Source organism: Bradyrhizobium sp. AUGA SZCCT0431 (assembly GCF_018131065.1).
Classification (GTDB): Bacteria; Pseudomonadota; Alphaproteobacteria; order Rhizobiales; family Xanthobacteraceae; genus Bradyrhizobium.
In genome coordinates, this window is sequence record NZ_JAFCLR010000002.1 from 212490 (window position 1) to 229065 (window position 16576).

Genomic DNA, 16576 nt, shown 5'->3' on the forward strand with positions numbered 1-16576 from the left:
GAAATTGAACCGCTTTCCATCGCCGTTACTTCTTCATGCCGGAATGACCCGAATGATCATGCGCGGGCGCCTGGGCGCCGACACCCTGCACGTCGAGCGACAGCGTCACCTTGCCCGCTTTTTCGAACTCGAGCGTTAGCGGTACCTTGTCGCCTTGCTTGAGCGGGCCCTTGAGATCCATCAGCATCAGATGATAGCCGCCCGGCGCGAGTTTTACGGTCTTGCCGGGTTCGATGGCGAGCCCCTTGTCGAGCGAGCGCATCGTCATCACGCCATTGTTCATCGCCATCTCGTGGACCTCGATCTTGCCGGAGATATCAGCCGCGCCCTTGATCAGCCGATCTGATGTCGAGCCCTTGTTCTCGATGGTGAGGTATCCGCCCGCGATCTTGGCACCGCCCGGTGTGGCGCGGCTCCAGGCTTGCGTGATCACGAGATCGCCAACCTTGGCGTCTTGCGCGCGCAAAGGCGCGGCGAAAAGCGTCGCCGACAATGCGACGCCGACAATGGTTCGAATGTAGCAGTTCATTGTATTCTTCCCTGGTTTTCAGCCGCCCGTGCCCACGATCGGAATCCCGTGCAAGACCATCCCGGAGCGAATCGTTCGCACCGGGACGGTCATCGATCACCAACGCGCTTTTACGCCGGCATATACCGCGCGGCCAGTGCCCGGCTCGAACAACGGCGAGGCCGGATTTGCCCTGTCGATGATGCTGGCGGACGCGATATAGGCCTTGTTGGCGATATTTCTGGCTTCGACATACATCGAATAGGTCCCGCCATTGTCCACGCCCGCCTTCAGGCCCCAGATCGCATAGGGCTCGGTCTTCAGCGTGTTCGCGCTATCGACATAGTAGGACTGCGGCACCCATTCGAGGTTCGGTCCGATGTAGAAGCCGTTGGGGTGCTTATAAAGCACCTCGGCGCGAACATAGTGTGCGGGCGCGCCCGGCAAGATGTTGTTGCCGAAGACCGGATCGTTGTCGAAGCGGAAATCGTTGTAGGTGTAAGCGAGATTGAACCAGATCTTGTCTGGCGCATTGCCGGGGACGAACAGCCCCTTGAATACAGCTGCGCCCAAACCGGCTTCGATTCCCTGATGAAAGGTCCGGTTGGCGTTCGTCACGTTGCAATTGCCGAACGCGCTGTAGAGGCACAGCAGTTCGTCCTTGATGTCGGCGCGATAGCCGGTCAGTTCCCAGGTCAAATCCGGGCGCCGCCCGCGGGTGCCGATTTCATAGGTGGTTGCCCGCTGCGGCCGGATGCTGGTGAATGGGATGACCGCGACGCCCGGCACATTCGCGCTTTCGCCGAAGCTCGGCACTTCGGCGCTGCGCGAGATGTTGGCGTAGGCCTGCCAGGTCGGATCGATGTCCCACAGCAGGCCGGCCTTGGGGCTCCACAGGTTGAATTCCGTCCGCCCCGACTGATCGCCGTCGCTGAGAAAGCGGTCGCGACGGTCGCGCGTGGCGTACAGGAACTGCGCGCCACCGACGGCCGCCATCGTCGGCAGGAAGTAGAACGAGTCCTGGACATAGATCGAGGTGTTCCGGGATTTGTCGACCGACGAAGACAGCAGCGCCCCCTTCTGTCCGGCGATGTTGGCAAATTGCTGGTTGTCGATACTGCCGTTGATGACATTGACGCCGGCGACGAGAACGTTGCGGAAGCCGCCGATGTTGCGGTCATCGGTGAAGCGGGCAAAGCCGCCATAATCCTTGTAGCGATAGTCCAGCCACTGGAAGATGGGATGCATCAAATGGCGGTCGACGCCGAACACGCCGAAATCAACGACGGTGTCCTCAAACCGGATGGTCGTCTTGTTCGCCAGCCGCACCGTATCGATGTTGCGCTGTTGGTCCATCAGGATGTTGTTCGGCGCGGCCGTCTCGGGCGACGTGAGTGCCGATGCCTTGGTAACAGTGCCGGGAATGCGTTGCCGGACCTGATTGGCGTTCACATAGAAGCGCGTCTCGAAATCGGGCGAGAACTGGTAGCCGACATTGCCGCTGACGCGCGTCGCCTGACCATTGCTGTGATAGCGAAAGCCGTCCGCGGCCTGGGTCGATGCGGTCACGAAACCGTCCCAGGGCCCGTTGGCGCCGCCCGCGTTTGCCTGCAGCCGGCGAAACCCGAAAGCGCCGCCATCGACACTCACGCCGTTCACGAACGGGTCGCGACCATCAGGCGTGACGAAATTGATGGCCCCGCCCAGGGAGTTCGCGCCAAACCGCAAGGCATTTCCGCCTTTGAAGACTTCCACATACTTGTAAGCGGTCGGATCGATTTCCTGGAAATCGCCGTAGCCGTCAGCCGTATTGATCGGGATCCCGTCCATGTAGAGCTGGACGCCGCGCAGATGGAAGTTACGCGACAGACCGGAACCGCGGATCGAGAGCCGCGTATCGTCGCCCCATTTGGGCTGCGCGAAGACGCCGGGGACGTAATCGAGAACATCCTTGATCGTATTGGCGACGGTCGAATTCCGGTAAGCCTCGGCCGGAACGAGCGCGACGCCGCCCGGGGTCTGCTGAATATCGCGGATCGCCTGTTGCACCGTGAGAACCGTCAGCGCGGGGCCCCTCGCCTGTTCGTTTGCAACCGGCGGCGCAGCCGGGGCCGGATTTCGGATGCGAGACGCCCGCGCCGCGCGCGCCGCATTGCGCTGCGGTGCACGAACTGAAATTGTCCGCTGCGGCGTTGGGGCATCCACGGTGACGGGCGGAAGCGAAGTTTGCGTATTGGTTTGAGCAACCGTCGGAACTGATGCAAAAACCGCGACGCAAGCAAGCGCGCCCGCGGGCAGATGATAGCGAAACATGTGGTATTCCTGACACCGGCTCTCGCGGCCGGTTAATGAACTGCAGCGATCAGCGCAGCCGAGGCCGCACCGATCGTTCGGATGTTCGAAAGGTCAGGAAATGGACGGAGGCGCGCGCGCTTGCGCGTGCGAGCCGGCGCGGGAACCGAACCGCTCCGTTGTGAATTCGACCCAGACCACGCGCGCGTGCTGGCGTTCGAAGACAACGGCGTCGGCGGTTTGCGGTACATCGACCGGTGCACCGGTCTGGAGCACGCTGCAGACCGAACAGCAACCATCGTGCGCGCGATGCCCGGTCTGGTCGCTCTGGCCGGTGGAGGCATCTGCATTGCCGTGACAGATCACGGCCGCGGCGAGCGGGTCGGAGGCCGCGATACTGGCCGCCCAGCACGCGCCGATCGGTGCGAAAATCTGCACCATCAGGGCGATCAGGACTATGGGTAGGAAATTTTTCAGCCGCGCGCGCATCGCAAACCCATCCGGGTCAAGAACTAATCACCGGGAGAGTCCGAAGTCGAGATCGGGTTTCCGGTTTATCCGCTTGTGTTGCGCAAATAACCCGGCGTTTTGGATGCGTTCCAGCCGATTGAGGCGGCGATTCCGGCCCTCCGCGCCCGTGACCCAGTACGGGTACTCACCCTGCGCCACAAGGAATAGTGGTGCAATTCCAATCATTTCGCAGATTGCTGGAATTTTGAACAATCGTTGCTGAAAATGGTGACAAGTGGAAAAAGATAGTCTACATGTGCTGGCTCAGGCTGGCCGAAAGGTTGAAGTCTGGTGGTCCAAGTCTCGGGAGGAGCCCTGACGCGCACAAGCAGCGTCGCCTCGTCAATCAAGATCAAACCCAAATTTTCGAGGTAAAAGGGTCGACACAATTTTTGAGCAGGGCTCCGTGCCCTGCTCTTTTTTTTCTTTTTCTGCGATCATCTTCCTGAGCCGTTCGAAGAATCTCCAGATCGCGTACGCCAGATGATCGCGTCCTCCAATCCGATTCTGCGCAGCTTTGAGATCGCCGCCGAGCGCTGCGCGGATCTGACGCCATTGGTGTATGAGCGCCTGCACAGCGCACATCCCGAAACACAAACGATGTTCCGGACCGAGGGCAGCGAACTCGTCAAGGGCTCGATGCTGGCGCTGACGATCGATGCGATCCTGGATTTCGCAGGTCCCCGCACCGGCCACTTCCGCATGATCGAGTGCGAGATTTCCTCGCACGACGCCTACGGTACGCCGCGCGACCTGTTCATCGCATTCTTCGGTGTGATCGCCGGGACCCTGCGCGAAATCCTCGATCAGGACTGGTCGACTGAGATCGATGCTGCATGGCGGAAATTGCTCGACGAGATCGAGCAGCTGGTCTTGCAGCGCACAAGCTAGGATGGCTTCCGCTCGACTTGCTTGATCGATTTCTGCACCCTCAGCAATGACGTGATCAGCGAACGGGTGGCGCGTGCGCGGCGAGTGTGAGACACTGCCGGCATCCGCGGTGCGTGCAACGCCCTCGGTCATAAAAATGAAAGCGAGGGAGCAAGCAATGTCAGGGACGGACAAATCCTCTACGACCAGGCGTGATCTTCTTCAGTCGGCGGCGTTCGCCGGCGCAGCGACCGCGCTGTTCGGCGGCTTGGGGGTGAGCCCCGCGCTCGCGCAGGCCGCACGTTCCGAAAAACCGCTGAAGGCCGCGTTCTCCAACGCCGGCCTGCAGGCCACCTGGTGCGCGCAGGGCAAGCAGGCCGCGGAATGGTGGGGCAAGCTGTTCAACGTCGAGGTCACCTGGTTCGACGGCCAGCTCGATGCCGTCAAGCAGCGCGCCGCGATCGACAACATGGCGTCGCAGAAGTGGGATTTCGTCGCCATCCAGGCGTTCGGCATCGGCACCCTGACCCAGCCGGTGCAGAAGATGATCAGCGCCGGCACCCCGGTCATCGACATGGACACGCTGATCGCACCGCTCGACCAGATCAACGTCCACTCCTTCCTCGCCCCCGACAATGAATTCATGGGCGCTTCGGTGACGCAGGCGCTCTGCAACGCCATGGGCGGCAAGGGCAAGATCATCATGACCCAGGGCGCGCTCGGCCACACCGGCGCGCAAGGCCGCGCCAAGGGCTTTACCTCCGTCGTGAAGCAATTCCCGAACATCGAGGTGCTCGACACCCAGCCGGCGGATTGGGACGTGTCCAAGACGGCGCGTCTGTGGGAGACGTACTTGACAAAATACCCGCAGATCGACGCCGCCTTCTTCCACAATGACGACATGGCGCTCGCCGCCTACAACATCATGAAGGCGCGCAACCGCACCAATATCCTGATCGGCGGGGTCGACGCCATGCCGCCGGCGATCCAGGCGGTCAGCGAAGGCCGGATGTTCGCCACCGTCCGCAATCCCTCGTGCCGTATCCATGGCGGCGCCATCGTCGCGGGCGTCGCCGCGGTGACCGGGGGCGAAAAGAGCGGTCAGGGCATTCCGAAGCACGTGATAACGGACGGCCCGGTCGTGACCAAGGCCAACGCCGCGGGCATGCAGTGGATGGAGAATCATTTCCTGATCTGAAGCCTGATGATTCCGGAACGCGCACCCATCCTCGAACTGCGAGGCATTACCAAAGCCTTCGGCGGCGTCGAGGCGCTTCGGGGTGTTGATTTTGCGTTGTTCGCCGGCGAGATCCACGGTCTCGTCGGCGAAAACGGCGCAGGAAAAAGCACGCTGATGAAGATCATCGCCGGCGTGCATCCGGAATTCTCCGGCCACTTCACGCTGGACGGGCGGGACACCCGTTTCCGCTCGACCCGCGACGCGCATGCGGCCGGCATCGCCATGGTGCATCAGGAGCTGAGCGTGGCTCCCGACCTGTCGGTGGCCGAAAACGTCTTTCTCGGCACCCAGCCGACGAACCGCTTCGGCCTCGTGCAGTGGCGGCGCATGGCGCGCGAGGCCGGCGAGCAGCTCGCCAAATTCGGCATCGACGTCGATCCAATGTCGCGGCTCGGCGATCTGCCGATCGGCATGCAGCAGCTGATCGAGATCGCCCGCGTGCTGTTCTCGGGCGCCCGCATCGTCATTCTCGACGAGCCGACCTCCGCCCTCTCGCCGCCCGAGGTCGAGCGCCTGTTCGCGACGCTGCGGCGGCTGCGCGACGAGGGCTGCGCCATCGTCTTCATCTCGCATTTCATCGAGGACATCCTGCGCGTCTCCGACACCGTGACGGTGTTCCGCAACGGCCGGAAAGTCGCCGAGACGGAATCCGCCGCGACCAGCAAGGCGGCGCTGATCGAAGCCATGATCGGCAAGGGCAGCGAGGCGCTGGGCGAGACCTATACCGACGACATCATGCTGCCACCGCCGACCGACCGTCCGGCGGTGCTGAAGGCAGACGAACTCACGCTCGCGCGCAGCCTGCAGGACGTCTCGTTCGAGGCCCGCGGCGGCGAAGTCCTGGGCATCTACGGCTTCATGGGATGCGGGCAGCTCGAGCTGGCGCGGATCCTGTTTGGCAAGATCAAGCCCGACCGCGGCACGCTGATCGTGGGCGGCGAACCCAAGTCCTTCGCCAGCACGGCGGCGGCGCGGCACGCCGGCGTCGCCTTCGTCCCCGAGAGCCGCCGCTCCATGCTGTTCCACCAGGAGCCGGTCTACAAGAACATCTCGATCAGCGTGCTGGGCCGGATTTCCGCGCTGTTGCTCAAGCCTGCGCGCGAGCGGTCGATCGCCACCCGGCAGGTCGAGCAGTTGCAGATCAGGCCCGCGACCGTCGAACTCGAACTCGGCATGCTGTCCGGCGGCAATCAGCAGAAGGTGGCGCTGGCCAAATGGCTGAGCTATCCACCGCGCCTCTTGGTGCTGTGCGAGCCGACGCGCGGCATGGACGTCGGCGCCAAGAACGACGTCATCAACATCGTCAGAGATCTGCGCGCCAAGGGACTGGCCGTGATCGTGCTTTCGACCGAACCGGAGACGGTCCTGTCGCTCGCCGACCGCATCATCGTCCTGAAGCGCGGCGCGGTGGTGCGCGAATTCGCTCACGAGATGGTCAGCAAGGACCGTCTGCTGCAAGCGGCTTGAGGAGAAGTTTGAATGGCGAGCAGTGAAAGCGCGACAGTCCCGGCGGATCGCAAGCGGCCGCGCAGCGTCGGCAGGTTCCTGCGTTCGCAGATGCGCAACATCGCGCCATTCCTGACGCTGATCTGCCTTACCGGCTTTTTTGCCGCCGCGAGTCCATCGTTTGCGACGCTCGACAATTTCGGCAATATCCTGACCCAGGTTTCGGTGACCGGCATCATCGCCGTCGGCCTCACCTTCGTGATCCTGTGCGCCGAGATCGACCTGTCGATCGCCAGCATCGCCAACGTCACCGGCATCGCGGTCGCCTATTTCACGCTGCAGGAATCCTATGTGAACATCGCCAACGTGCCGATGCCGGGCTGGGCGGCGGTCATGCTGGCGCTCGCGCTCTGCGCCCTGCTCGGCGTCGTCAACGCGTTCGGCCTCACCGTGATCGGCATTCCTTCCTTCATCATGACGCTGGCGATGATGCAGATCGCCGCCGGCATTTCCGCGCTGCTGGTGCGCGGCCAGATCGCCTACAAGGTGCCCGACGTGATCACGACGCTCGGATCGGGATCGATCGGCGGTGTCCCATGGATCGTGATCGTGGCCGCGCTGATGCTGCTCGGCGGCCATCTGGTGCTGACCTATACGCGCTTCGGCCGCTATGTTTACATGGTCGGCGGCAACCGCGAGGCGGCGGAGTATTCCGGGCTCAACGTCAAGCTCATCCTCGGCAGCGTGATGGTGATTTCGGCGGTCTGCTCGGGGATCGGCGGCATGCTCGGCGTCGCCCATTTCGGCAGCGCGCAGCAGAACGAGTTCGACACCTACCTGCTCGACTCGATCGCCGCCGTCGTGGTCGGCGGTACCAGCCTGTTCGGCGGCCGCGGCGGCATCGGCAACACCATCGTCGGCCTGTTCGTGCTCGGCGTCCTCAACAACGGCCTCGACCACGTCAACATCGACAGCTTCCTGAAGATCCTGATCCGCGGCCTCATCCTGCTCGCGGCGCTGGTGATCAACGTCTATGCGCAGAAGCTGCGGGAGCGGTCGGTGGAATGACGCCGGCGTTTTAGCCCGTGAAGCCATAAATCTGCCGAGGGCAGACATTTTGCCAGAGTCCGCATTGCGTCCCGTGGACGCGACGGGTCGGTCATCTCGCCACGAAATCATCCGCGTCAAAGTCATCGTATTGTCAGCGCAAAAATTCGAGGCGCGCTTCCAATCCGCCGCCATCACGATTGGCGAGCGTGAGCGTCCCGCGAAGCGCGCTGGCAAGTTGCTGGGCGATGGCAAGGCCAAGCCCGGTGCCGCCGGTTTCGCGATTGCGCGAAGCCTCGACCCGATAAAACGGCAAGAATACCGACTTCAGATGCTCGTCGGGAATACCGGGGCCCCGGTCCGATACGGTGATCGTGATGCCGTTCGACCGCTGCGCATCGATGGCGACTTCGACATCCTCGCCGAATTTCAGGCCGTTATCGATCAAGTTGATCATGATGCGGCGCAAGGCCTGCGGGTGCGTGAGAATCGTCACCCCGCGTTCTCCGGAAAAGCGAAGAGATTTTCCGGCGTCGGAATAGTCGCAGACGAGGCTGTCGATAAGGGCATGCAGGTCGGTCTGACACCGCTGCTTGCTGAGCTCGTCGCGTCCGCGGGCCAGGGCAAGACCCTGCTTGACGAGCGTCTGCATTTCCTGCAGGTCGCCCTGCAGCCTTTCCTTGGCGTCGCTGTCACCCAGGAAATCAGCGCGCAGCCGCATGCGCGTGATCGGAGTCTGAAGACGGCGCGCTATCCCCGCCAGAATCTGGATCCGCTCCACAGCCTGCCCGGCAATGCGTCGCTGCATGGCGTTGAATGCGGTAGCGGCGCGCGCCACTTCCTTCGGACCATCCTCCGGGAGCAACTCGCCGCGCAGATCCGAACCCAGGCTGTTGGCCGCGCGCTCGAGGCGCACCAGCGGTTGTGTCGCGAGCTTCACGGCAATCCAGGTGAGGAATGCGAGAGCAAAGAGTTGAACGGCGAACGCCGTGGGCAACCAGGGCGAAATCACCGTCCTCTGTGCGACGAATTCGACCATCAACGGGCTGCCGTCCTTCAGGTGAACGAGCCAGCCCAGCCGCCGTCGATTCAGTGGATCGAGGTAGAAGATAGATTTCGCGTCGTGGCCGGCCCCTAGCATGGCCCTCAAACGCGCCAGGCTCTCTTGTCGTCGTTTGGGTGGCGCCGCTTCTATCTCTCCCCCATCTCCGAGAACGTACCGATATGTAGGTCGACTGAGGCGTTCGAGCCAGGCGGACCGTTCTTCGGGCTTGACCCGGTCGAGGATAGCGACCGCGGTCGCGATGTACCTGATGAAATAGTCATCCCCTATCTCGCGGCTGAGGCCGAAGACATTAAAGGCAACCAGACCAAAGGACAGCACATGTGCAGCCAGGAGACCGCCGAACAGGATGATCGCCAGCCGGCGGAACAGTGAGTCCGGCCAAAGACGCGCCGCCGTACGCCGAAAACGGGCGCTCATGACGGCTCCCGCAATGCTTCGACGGCGACATGCGCGGTGGCCCCGGGGCCAATGTCGTCGTACTCCCGCGCCAGGGCAAGACCCTGTTTGACGAGCGTCTGCATTTCCTGCAGGTCGCCCTGCAGCTTTTCCTTGGCATCGCTGTCACCCAGGAAATCAGCGCGCAGCCGCATGCGCGTGATCGGAGTCTGAAGATCGTGCGAGATCGCCGCCAGAATCTGGATCCGTTCCGCGACCTGCTCGGCAATGCGGCGCTGCATGGCGTTGAACGCGGTAGCGGCGCGCGCCACTTCCTTCGGACCATCCTCCGGGAGCGGCTCACCGCGCAAATCCGAACCCAGGCTGTTGGCCGCGTGCTCCAGGCGCGCCAGCGGTTGCGTCGCGAGCTTTACGGCAAGCCAGACGAAGAATGCGATAATACAGAGTTGAACGGCGAGCGCCGCCGGCAACCATGGCGAAATGGTTGCCCCCTGCCAGAAGATCTCGAGCGTCAGCGGGCTACCGTCCTTCAGATGCATGAGTATGCCCCGTCGCGATCGCGTCGGTGGATCGAAGTAGACAAAATTCGCCTCGTAGGCGGGCCCCAGCAGGGCCCGCAAACGCGCGATGTTTGCTTGCCGTCGTTTGGGTGGCTCCGCTTCCAGCTCTCCCCCATCTCTGAGAACGTATCGATAGTGCAGTCGAGAGAGGCGGTCGAGCCAAGCGGGTCTTTCTTCAGGCTTGACGTAGTCCAGGATAGCGACCGAGTCCGCGATGTCCACGGCAGCAAATTTATTCCCCAGTTCGTCTTCGATAGCCATGTGGTCGAGGACAATCAAAACGAAGGCCAGCACATGTGCAGCTACAAGGCCGGAAAACAGGATCATCGCCAGCCGGCCGAACAGGGAGCCCGGCCAAAGACGCGCCGCCATACGCCGAAAACGGGCGCTCATGACGGCTCCGGCAATGCCTCGACGGAGACTGCAAAGACGTAGCCTTCGCTGCGCACCGTCTTGATGTAGGACGGCTCCCGGGCGTCGTCGCGCAATCGCTGGCGAAGGCGGCTGACAAGAAGGTCGATTGACCGATCGTAGACTTCGGTCTCACGGCCTTGCGTCAGGTCGAGCAGCTGATCGCGATTGAGGACATGTTGAGGGTGATCAAGAAACACGCGCAACAATCGGTATTCGGCGCCACTCAACGAGACCACGGTTTCGTTGGAGTCGACCAGGAAACGCCCGGTCGTATCGAACTTCCATTCGCCGAAGCGAAAGAGGCGGGCTTTTTCCGATGCCGCAAGGTTGCGGGGCAGCATCTCGGCCCTGCGCAAAACCGAGCGGATTCGTGCGAGCAGCTCGCGCGGGGCAAACGGCTTCGTGAGATAGTCGTCCGCCCCCATCTCAAGGCCGACGATACGATCTGCTTCATCGCCGCGCGCCGTCAGCATCAGGATCGGAATGTCATAGGGTTGATTTGCGCGCAAGTTGCGACAGAGCGTGAGGCCGTCGTCCCCGGGCAGCATGAGGTCAAGCACGATCAGATCGACCCGGTGGTTTGCGAGAACCTCGCGCATCTGCCGGCCGTTGGCCACCGTAGTGACCCGATAGCCGTTGCCGACAAAATATCGGTCCAGCAGTTCGCGCAAACCCAAGTCATCGTCGACGACGAGAATGTGGTCCGAATTGCCCATACACGCCATAGTACCCAACCGGCGAGGCAAGCGACATCCTATTTTGTAACGTAATGTATCGACCCGCCGGCCCGACATGGAAAGTTTCAAAACGGGCACAAGCGGAAATTCGCGAGATACATCGGACACTTCCAGTGGGGCTTCTCGTCTTTTTTGGAGGCGATGTCGATGAACCTGGACAAGGACATGCTCGCCTTGCCCGCCGAGGCCAAATTGAGCGCGCCCGCGCCGTCCTGGGACGGCATTAATGTCCGGATTTGGGAGAACGTCTCATGAGAATGTCGTCAAGCCTATTCGCGCCCTCAGCTGTCGCTATCCTGTCAACTGCGTTGTTGTGCGGCCCGACCGGTACGGCAATGTCGCAAACCGCAACAGGCTCCGCCACCCCGCTTCCTACCATCACGGTCGACGCGCCGAGGCAGGCGGCAAGGCCGCATCGGCCGGTGGTAAGGCCACAAAGGTCCGCTCGGGTGGCAAACACAGTTGCATCTCGCCAGACATCGCCAAGCGTTCAGGCGCCATCGGCTGCGCCAGGTTCAGTAATGGCGAAATTTGCGGCACTTGAGAGAACTTCCAGCAACTACACCGATGGTTACCAAACAAGTTTCAAGTACGGCAACCAACCCTGGAATGGATGCTCCGCGTCGGCGAGTGAGTTTCTTTTTTCGCCAACGTGCAGAAACGTGCGCAACCACAAAACCTATGAGGAGTGCAGGCAAACCCACCTGTTTTTGGGTGCGAACGATCGTGGAGTCTGGTGGTATTGCAGCAGCTTGCTCGCCGGGGGGAAGTTGGCCGGAGAGAAGCCTCAGGTCGCCGAACTCAAGCGATCAGGACGTCGCTAGTCCAGTGTTCCGGATCGGCGCCGGAGCGCGCGCTTGCAACGGGCGAACTTGGCCGAGGGCTTTCGCCGAGCTGATATCTTTGTCGATCATATCTTGAAGGACGCCGCCTATTCGGGAATGCCGGCCTTGATCAAGCCCTCCGCGAACACCTCGCAATGGGCGAAGCCGCGCAGATTGTTGCGCAGCACGCCCACCCTCAGCGGTGGCCCGACCTTGTTGCGGCGGGCGGTGAATTCCTCCGCCTCTTCGATCAGGCCGAGATGCCCGCAGCAGCTGATGAGCGCATTGTAGTGCCCAGCGAATTCGGCATCGGCGGCGACCGATGCCCGGACATATGGCAGCGCCTCCGCAAAGCGCCGCGCCGCGAGCAACGCCAAACCGTGGATCGTGGTGTAAAGGCCGGCGAAGGAATCCAATGGGCTCATGCGAAGCGCTTTTGCAGTTTCGGCGATCGCATCATCGAAGCGACCCGCCCGCAACAACGCCCAGCCATAAGCCGTGCGCGCGAGCGCGAAGCTGGGATTGAGGTTGAGGGCGGCCTGGTGCTCGGCCAGCGCGCGCTGGTGTTGGCAGGAGGTGCTCAAGTTGAGGCCGACGGTCATGTGGGCCCACGGCTCGCTCTGGTCGAGGCGCAGCGCCTCCTGGGCGTGCAAGGCGCTCTGCCTGTAGCCCTCGGAGCGGTCTTCAACGTAATAGTAGAGCGTGGCCCACCAGATCGCCCAGCTGAGCGTGGCGTGCGCTCGCGCATAGTTCGGGTCGATCTCTATGGCGCGGCGCAGCAAGCGTTGCGCCTCTTCATTGTGCTTGCGGCCAAACTTGTTAATGAGGTCGATGGCGCGGACCACGAGTCCCCACACATCGACGCTTTCAGGCGGCTGTCGGGTGGCACGATAGCCCTCCTGGGCGTAGAGGTGCGGCTCGATCGCGGCAACGATGTTTTCCGTGATCTCGTCCTGGACCGTGAAGATGTCGTGCAGTTCACGATCGTATTTCTCCGCCCAGATGTGCTTGGCCGTCTCCCCATCGATGAGCTGGCCCGTGATGCGGATGCGCTGGCCAGCCGTGCGTACGCTGCCCTCCAGGACGTAGCGCACGCCCAGATCGCGGGCGATTGTCCTCACATCGACGGCTTTGTCTTTGTAGACAAAGGCCGAGTTGCGGGCGATGACGAAGAGCCAGCGAAGCCGGGACAGCGCCGTGGTGAGATCCTCGGTGACGCCGTCCGCGAAGTACGCGCGCTCCGGATCGTCACTGAGGTTCGTGAAAGGCAGAATCACGATGGACGGCCTGTCCGGCAATGGCAGAGTTTGCGGAGTCGACGCCGCAGCGGCCAAGCCGACGTTGACCCGAAATACCTGCACCGGGTCAGCGATGTTTTTCAAGCGCTGCTCACCCATATCAGCGTACTGGGCGGCGATCTTACCCTTGACCTGTTCGTATGCGGAACGCGACAAGCAGATTCCGCCGGGTTCAGCAATTCCTTCGAGTCGCGCTGCGATATTGACACCATCGCCCAGAATGTCATCGCCCTCGACCAGCACCTCGCCGAGATTGATGCCGATGCGGAATAGCACGCGCTGTTCCGCGATCAGCTTGGCGTTGCGTCGGGCCATTAGCTTCTGCACTTTGATCGCGCATTCGACCGCTGCCACCACCGATGGGAACTCAATGAGCACGCCGTCGCCCGTGGTCTTGACAATCCGTCCGTCATGCTTTCCGACGATCGGCCGCATTGCCGCTAGATGGTCACGCAAGCGGCGCGCTGTCCCTGCCTCGTCCAAGCCCATGAGTCGGCTGTAACCAGCCACATCGGCGGCAAGGATCGCTGCAAGCCTGCGTTCGACCCGCTGCTGTGCCATGGACAGCTCTCCAGGCTACGGCTTGCGGCACTGTACCACAATGAGCGCACGGCTATCACCACGGGGGATATCTGGTTCTGCCGCCGCCTTTATGGAGGTGCATATGTCTGTTATGGGTCATTCGCAACCGGGTCGAACCAGCAGCAAGTCCGCAATCCGCGCCTAAAGCGGAAGTGGACCACGCCCTAGCCAGCCGCTAGTCCTTACCCACCGAAATCCGGCCGCCAGTCGCGCATTTCTCGTGCCGCTTTCGTCACATCGCCGATCGTGGGGAACGAGGACGATTCCACCATCATGGCACGTGCGAGCCGCAGGCTTCGCGCTTCGCAGACGGCGCGCCGCTTCGGGTCCTCGATCAGTTCGAAGTCGATATTGTGCGCCAAACCGAGGATGCGACGGATGATCTTGGCCGCGGCAAACCCGACGGTGTCGCCAAACAGCTGCGCCATATAGGCCTGCCGTTCGGCCTCGAGGCGCACCGCACCATCAGCGCCGGCAAACAGCGATGGCGGATAGGCGTCGCCCTTCGCTTCGGTGCGCCACAATTCAACGAATTTTCGCGCGAATTCCGTCCACACGCCCTCGACCGTCTGCAGCAGCCACGCTTCGAAGGCGCGCCGATCGCCGGGCGAAGTTTCGTGGCCGCTGGAGGCCAGATAGCCCATGAGGAGATTTGCGATGACGGCGCCGATATCGAACCCCATCGGCCCATAGAACGCGAATTCGGGATCGATCACCTGCGTCTCGCGCTCGGTCACCATGATCGAGCCGGTATGAAGGTCGCCGTGGATCAGCGCTTCCGGCGAAGCCATGAACTTCAGCTTGAGCCTGCTGATCGCGACGTGCAGGTCGAGGTCGTCGCGAAAGCGCGCCGCGGTCGCGTCCAGCCAGGGCTGTGTCCAGCGGTTCTGTTCGGCGACACGATAGGGGTCGGTGAAGATCAGGTCCTCGGTGATCTTGCACAGCGCATGATTGCCGGCGAAGGCGGCAATGCCCTCCTTCTTCTCCGCGGCCTGGACCGCGAGATCGGAGCTGAAGAACAGCGTTTGCGCCAGAAAGGTCGTGATATCGTTGACGAAGCGCGGATAACTGGTTCCGGCGACCAGCCCCTTGCGCATGATGATATGCGGCTCAAGAAACTCCATCGCGATCAGGGCAAGCGCCGCATCGTGGTGGAGCACCGCCGGCACCAGCCCGGGCGCCAGCCGGGCCTGATGGGTGAGCGCCAGATGTTCGTAGTACGAACGCGACAGCGGCAGCGGCCAGCTCTCGCCGACCAGGCGCACATAGGGCAGCGCCTGCTTGACGGCGATGCTGCCAGCCCCGCCGCGCACGATGAAGACGAGGTTGAGATTGCCGTCGCCGACCTCGCTGATCGACCAGGTTGCCGGCGCTCCGCCAAGCTGGCTTGCGATCGCGGGAAACTGCGCGAGATAGTCGCGCAGGTCGGCTTCGCGCAGAATTCGGTATTGGTCCGGCCGGGGGATATCCAACGGTCGCTCGCGTGCGGTCATCGGTCGTCGCCTCCGGTTGTTGACGCCTGAGCTTCGGTTCAATCCCGCTCGAGGAAGTTGGAACCGATATCGGCTTTTTTCTTGATCGGATCGTAGTCGCAATAGACGCTGTCGGCGACCAGCGTGTAACTCGCGATGATGGTATCCTTGTTGAGCTTGACCGCATTCAGGCCGATCGCCGCGGTCTGTTTGCCGCCGGTCCATTTGAACGGCGTCGAGCTCTGCGCTTTCTCGCAGGCCACCACCGCGTCGGGGAAGACCGCCTGCTCGACGAAGGCTTTCACCGTTCGAAGCTGGTTCAGCGTCTTCCAGTTCATGTAGAACGACCCGCCAAGGCCGGCGGCGAGCAGGATCACCAGCGCGACCATGATGCGTTGGAAAGTCATTTCTGTTCTCCCGGCAAGCCGGCGCCATCACCGCGCCGCCTGTATGCATTGGGTAGTCAATTGGTCCCTAGAACGGCGTCCCCATCAGCTTGGCCAGCCGCTCGATATTAAAGAATCCCTGATAATAGGCCCACATCGCGATGGCAAAAATGACCGCCGATATGATCGTGGTCCAGATCAGCTTGCGGCCCATCCGCGCCAGGACCGGCGCGCCGGGATCGGTACCGGGGGCGCCCTCGCCGTCCTCGTGCTGGCTGCGCACGCCGAACGGCAGCGTCACGAACAGCACGACCCACCACAACACGAAGTAGATCGCGAACATCGTCGAGATGTTGTAGGCCATCAGATCATGCTCCGATTTGATCGGATCATGATCTGATGCTCACATTTGAGCATGATCTCCGCGCAAACGCGTTCCGCGTTTGTCGCGAGGGAAAACCGGTGTCCACTTTTCCGGATCATACTGGTTCAGGCCTGTTCTATTTCGACGAGCGCGCCGGAAAAATCCTTCGGATGGAAAAACAGCACCGGCTTGCCGTGGGCGCCGATCTTGGGCACGCCGTCGCCGAGCACCCGCGCGCCCTCGCTGATGAGCTTGTCGCGCGCCGCAATGATGTCGGGCACGTCGTAGCAGATGTGGTGGATGCCGCCGTCGGCGTTGCGCTCGACGAATTTGGCGATCGGTGAGGCGTCGCCGAGCGGCTGGATGAACTCGATCTTAGTGTTGGGCAGCGTCACGAACACGGTGATGACGCCATGCTCCGGCAGCGGCACCGCCCCGGAGATTTCGGCGCCGAACGCGCCGCCATAAATCCTGGCCGCCTTCTCGGCGTCCTTGACCGCGATCGCGACATGATTGAGCCGGCCCAGCATCGTTGCTCCTCCCCTAGTACCCAATTCCGCGGAA

The 16576-nt window shown here is 62.3% G+C and carries 16 protein-coding genes; 4 read left to right on the plus strand and 12 right to left on the minus strand.

Going from position 1 to position 16576, the window contains the following annotated elements:
* Window positions 1-25 precede the first annotated feature (25 nt).
* From JQ567_RS02745 to JQ567_RS02760, 4 genes are all read right to left on the minus strand, one after another.
* Window positions 26-529: a copper chaperone PCu(A)C gene (locus tag JQ567_RS02745; RefSeq protein WP_212437366.1), complete on the minus strand. Its 504-nt coding sequence runs from the start codon at window positions 527-529 to the stop codon at window positions 26-28.
* A gap of 96 nt (window positions 530-625) precedes the next feature.
* Window positions 626-2821, minus strand: a complete 2196-nt coding sequence (locus tag JQ567_RS02750; RefSeq protein WP_212437367.1) for a TonB-dependent receptor — start codon at window positions 2819-2821, stop codon at window positions 626-628.
* Window positions 2822-2914: 93 nt separating this feature from the next.
* Window positions 2915-3289, minus strand: coding sequence for a DUF2946 domain-containing protein (locus JQ567_RS02755; protein ID WP_212437368.1), 375 nt, complete (start codon window positions 3287-3289; stop codon window positions 2915-2917).
* A gap of 363 nt (window positions 3290-3652) precedes the next feature.
* The gene (locus tag JQ567_RS02760) at window positions 3653-3886 is read right to left on the minus strand and encodes a hypothetical protein (RefSeq protein ID WP_212437443.1); all 234 of its coding nucleotides are present in this window, start codon (window positions 3884-3886) and stop codon (window positions 3653-3655) included.
* Here JQ567_RS02760 and JQ567_RS02765 point away from each other — a divergent pair.
* The 4 genes from JQ567_RS02765 to JQ567_RS02780 all read left to right on the plus strand — a co-directional run bounded on the left by JQ567_RS02765 (window position 3794) and on the right by JQ567_RS02780 (window position 7934).
* Complete coding sequence (locus JQ567_RS02765; RefSeq protein WP_212437369.1) at window positions 3794-4201, plus strand: globin; 408 nt, start codon at window positions 3794-3796, stop codon at window positions 4199-4201. The genes JQ567_RS02760 and JQ567_RS02765 overlap by 93 nt on opposite strands.
* 157 nt (window positions 4202-4358) lie before the next feature.
* A complete protein-coding gene (locus JQ567_RS02770; RefSeq protein WP_212437370.1) occupies window positions 4359-5378 on the plus strand; it encodes a sugar ABC transporter substrate-binding protein in 1020 nt (339 codons plus the stop codon).
* Between the two features lie 6 nt (window positions 5379-5384).
* A complete protein-coding gene (locus JQ567_RS02775) occupies window positions 5385-6887 on the plus strand; it encodes a sugar ABC transporter ATP-binding protein (protein WP_212437371.1) in 1503 nt (500 codons plus the stop codon).
* A 12-nt stretch (window positions 6888-6899) separates the two neighbouring features.
* Window positions 6900-7934, plus strand: coding sequence for an ABC transporter permease (locus JQ567_RS02780; protein ID WP_212437372.1), 1035 nt, complete (start codon window positions 6900-6902; stop codon window positions 7932-7934).
* Between the two features lie 133 nt (window positions 7935-8067).
* Here JQ567_RS02780 and JQ567_RS02785 read toward each other — a convergent pair whose 3' ends face one another.
* The 8 genes from JQ567_RS02785 to mce form a co-directional block, all read right to left on the minus strand.
* The gene (locus JQ567_RS02785; protein WP_212437373.1) at window positions 8068-9396 is read right to left on the minus strand and encodes an ATP-binding protein; all 1329 of its coding nucleotides are present in this window, start codon (window positions 9394-9396) and stop codon (window positions 8068-8070) included.
* Entirely contained in the window at window positions 9393-10328 is a 936-nt protein-coding gene (locus tag JQ567_RS02790) for a HAMP domain-containing protein (protein WP_212437374.1), read from the minus strand. Before JQ567_RS02790 ends, JQ567_RS02785 begins: the two co-directional genes overlap by 4 nt.
* Window positions 10325-11065: a response regulator gene (locus JQ567_RS02795; protein ID WP_212437375.1), complete on the minus strand. Its 741-nt coding sequence runs from the start codon at window positions 11063-11065 to the stop codon at window positions 10325-10327. Before JQ567_RS02795 ends, JQ567_RS02790 begins: the two co-directional genes overlap by 4 nt.
* A gap of 952 nt (window positions 11066-12017) precedes the next feature.
* Window positions 12018-13769, minus strand: a complete 1752-nt coding sequence (locus JQ567_RS02800) for an adenylate/guanylate cyclase domain-containing protein (protein ID WP_212437376.1) — start codon at window positions 13767-13769, stop codon at window positions 12018-12020.
* A gap of 203 nt (window positions 13770-13972) precedes the next feature.
* Complete coding sequence (gene mtnK, locus JQ567_RS02805; RefSeq protein ID WP_212437377.1) at window positions 13973-15283, minus strand: S-methyl-5-thioribose kinase; 1311 nt, start codon at window positions 15281-15283, stop codon at window positions 13973-13975.
* Between the two features lie 38 nt (window positions 15284-15321).
* Window positions 15322-15669, minus strand: coding sequence for a hypothetical protein (locus JQ567_RS02810; RefSeq protein ID WP_212437378.1), 348 nt, complete (start codon window positions 15667-15669; stop codon window positions 15322-15324).
* A 67-nt stretch (window positions 15670-15736) separates the two neighbouring features.
* On the minus strand, window positions 15737-16012 hold the full coding sequence (locus tag JQ567_RS02815; protein ID WP_212263533.1) for a DUF1467 family protein: 276 nt from the start codon (window positions 16010-16012) through the stop codon (window positions 15737-15739).
* A 125-nt stretch (window positions 16013-16137) separates the two neighbouring features.
* Window positions 16138-16542, minus strand: coding sequence for a methylmalonyl-CoA epimerase (gene mce / locus JQ567_RS02820; protein ID WP_192733440.1), 405 nt, complete (start codon window positions 16540-16542; stop codon window positions 16138-16140).
* Window positions 16543-16576 lie beyond the last annotated feature (34 nt).

Excerpts from the sequence above, each read along its gene's own strand:
- JQ567_RS02745 (WP_212437366.1), bottom strand. The coding sequence starts at position 529 with ATGAACTGCTACATTCGAACCATTGTCGGCGTCGCATTGTCGGCGACG.
- JQ567_RS02750 (WP_212437367.1), bottom strand. The coding sequence starts at position 2,821 with ATGTTTCGCTATCATCTGCCCGCGGGCGCGCTTGCTTGCGTCGCGGTT.
- JQ567_RS02755 (WP_212437368.1), bottom strand. The coding sequence starts at position 3,289 with ATGCGCGCGCGGCTGAAAAATTTCCTACCCATAGTCCTGATCGCCCTG.
- JQ567_RS02765 (WP_212437369.1), top strand. The coding sequence starts at position 3,794 with ATGATCGCGTCCTCCAATCCGATTCTGCGCAGCTTTGAGATCGCCGCC.
- JQ567_RS02770 (WP_212437370.1), top strand. The coding sequence starts at position 4,359 with ATGTCAGGGACGGACAAATCCTCTACGACCAGGCGTGATCTTCTTCAG.
- JQ567_RS02775 (WP_212437371.1), top strand. The coding sequence starts at position 5,385 with ATGATTCCGGAACGCGCACCCATCCTCGAACTGCGAGGCATTACCAAA.
- JQ567_RS02780 (WP_212437372.1), top strand. The coding sequence starts at position 6,900 with ATGGCGAGCAGTGAAAGCGCGACAGTCCCGGCGGATCGCAAGCGGCCG.
- JQ567_RS02785 (WP_212437373.1), bottom strand. The coding sequence starts at position 9,396 with ATGAGCGCCCGTTTTCGGCGTACGGCGGCGCGTCTTTGGCCGGACTCA.
- JQ567_RS02790 (WP_212437374.1), bottom strand. The coding sequence starts at position 10,328 with ATGAGCGCCCGTTTTCGGCGTATGGCGGCGCGTCTTTGGCCGGGCTCC.
- JQ567_RS02795 (WP_212437375.1), bottom strand. The coding sequence starts at position 11,065 with ATGGGCAATTCGGACCACATTCTCGTCGTCGACGATGACTTGGGTTTG.
- JQ567_RS02800 (WP_212437376.1), bottom strand. The coding sequence starts at position 13,769 with ATGGCACAGCAGCGGGTCGAACGCAGGCTTGCAGCGATCCTTGCCGCC.
- mtnK (WP_212437377.1), bottom strand. The coding sequence starts at position 15,283 with ATGACCGCACGCGAGCGACCGTTGGATATCCCCCGGCCGGACCAATAC.
- JQ567_RS02810 (WP_212437378.1), bottom strand. The coding sequence starts at position 15,669 with ATGACTTTCCAACGCATCATGGTCGCGCTGGTGATCCTGCTCGCCGCC.
- JQ567_RS02815 (WP_212263533.1), bottom strand. The coding sequence starts at position 16,012 with ATGGCCTACAACATCTCGACGATGTTCGCGATCTACTTCGTGTTGTGG.
- mce (WP_192733440.1), bottom strand. The coding sequence starts at position 16,542 with ATGCTGGGCCGGCTCAATCATGTCGCGATCGCGGTCAAGGACGCCGAG.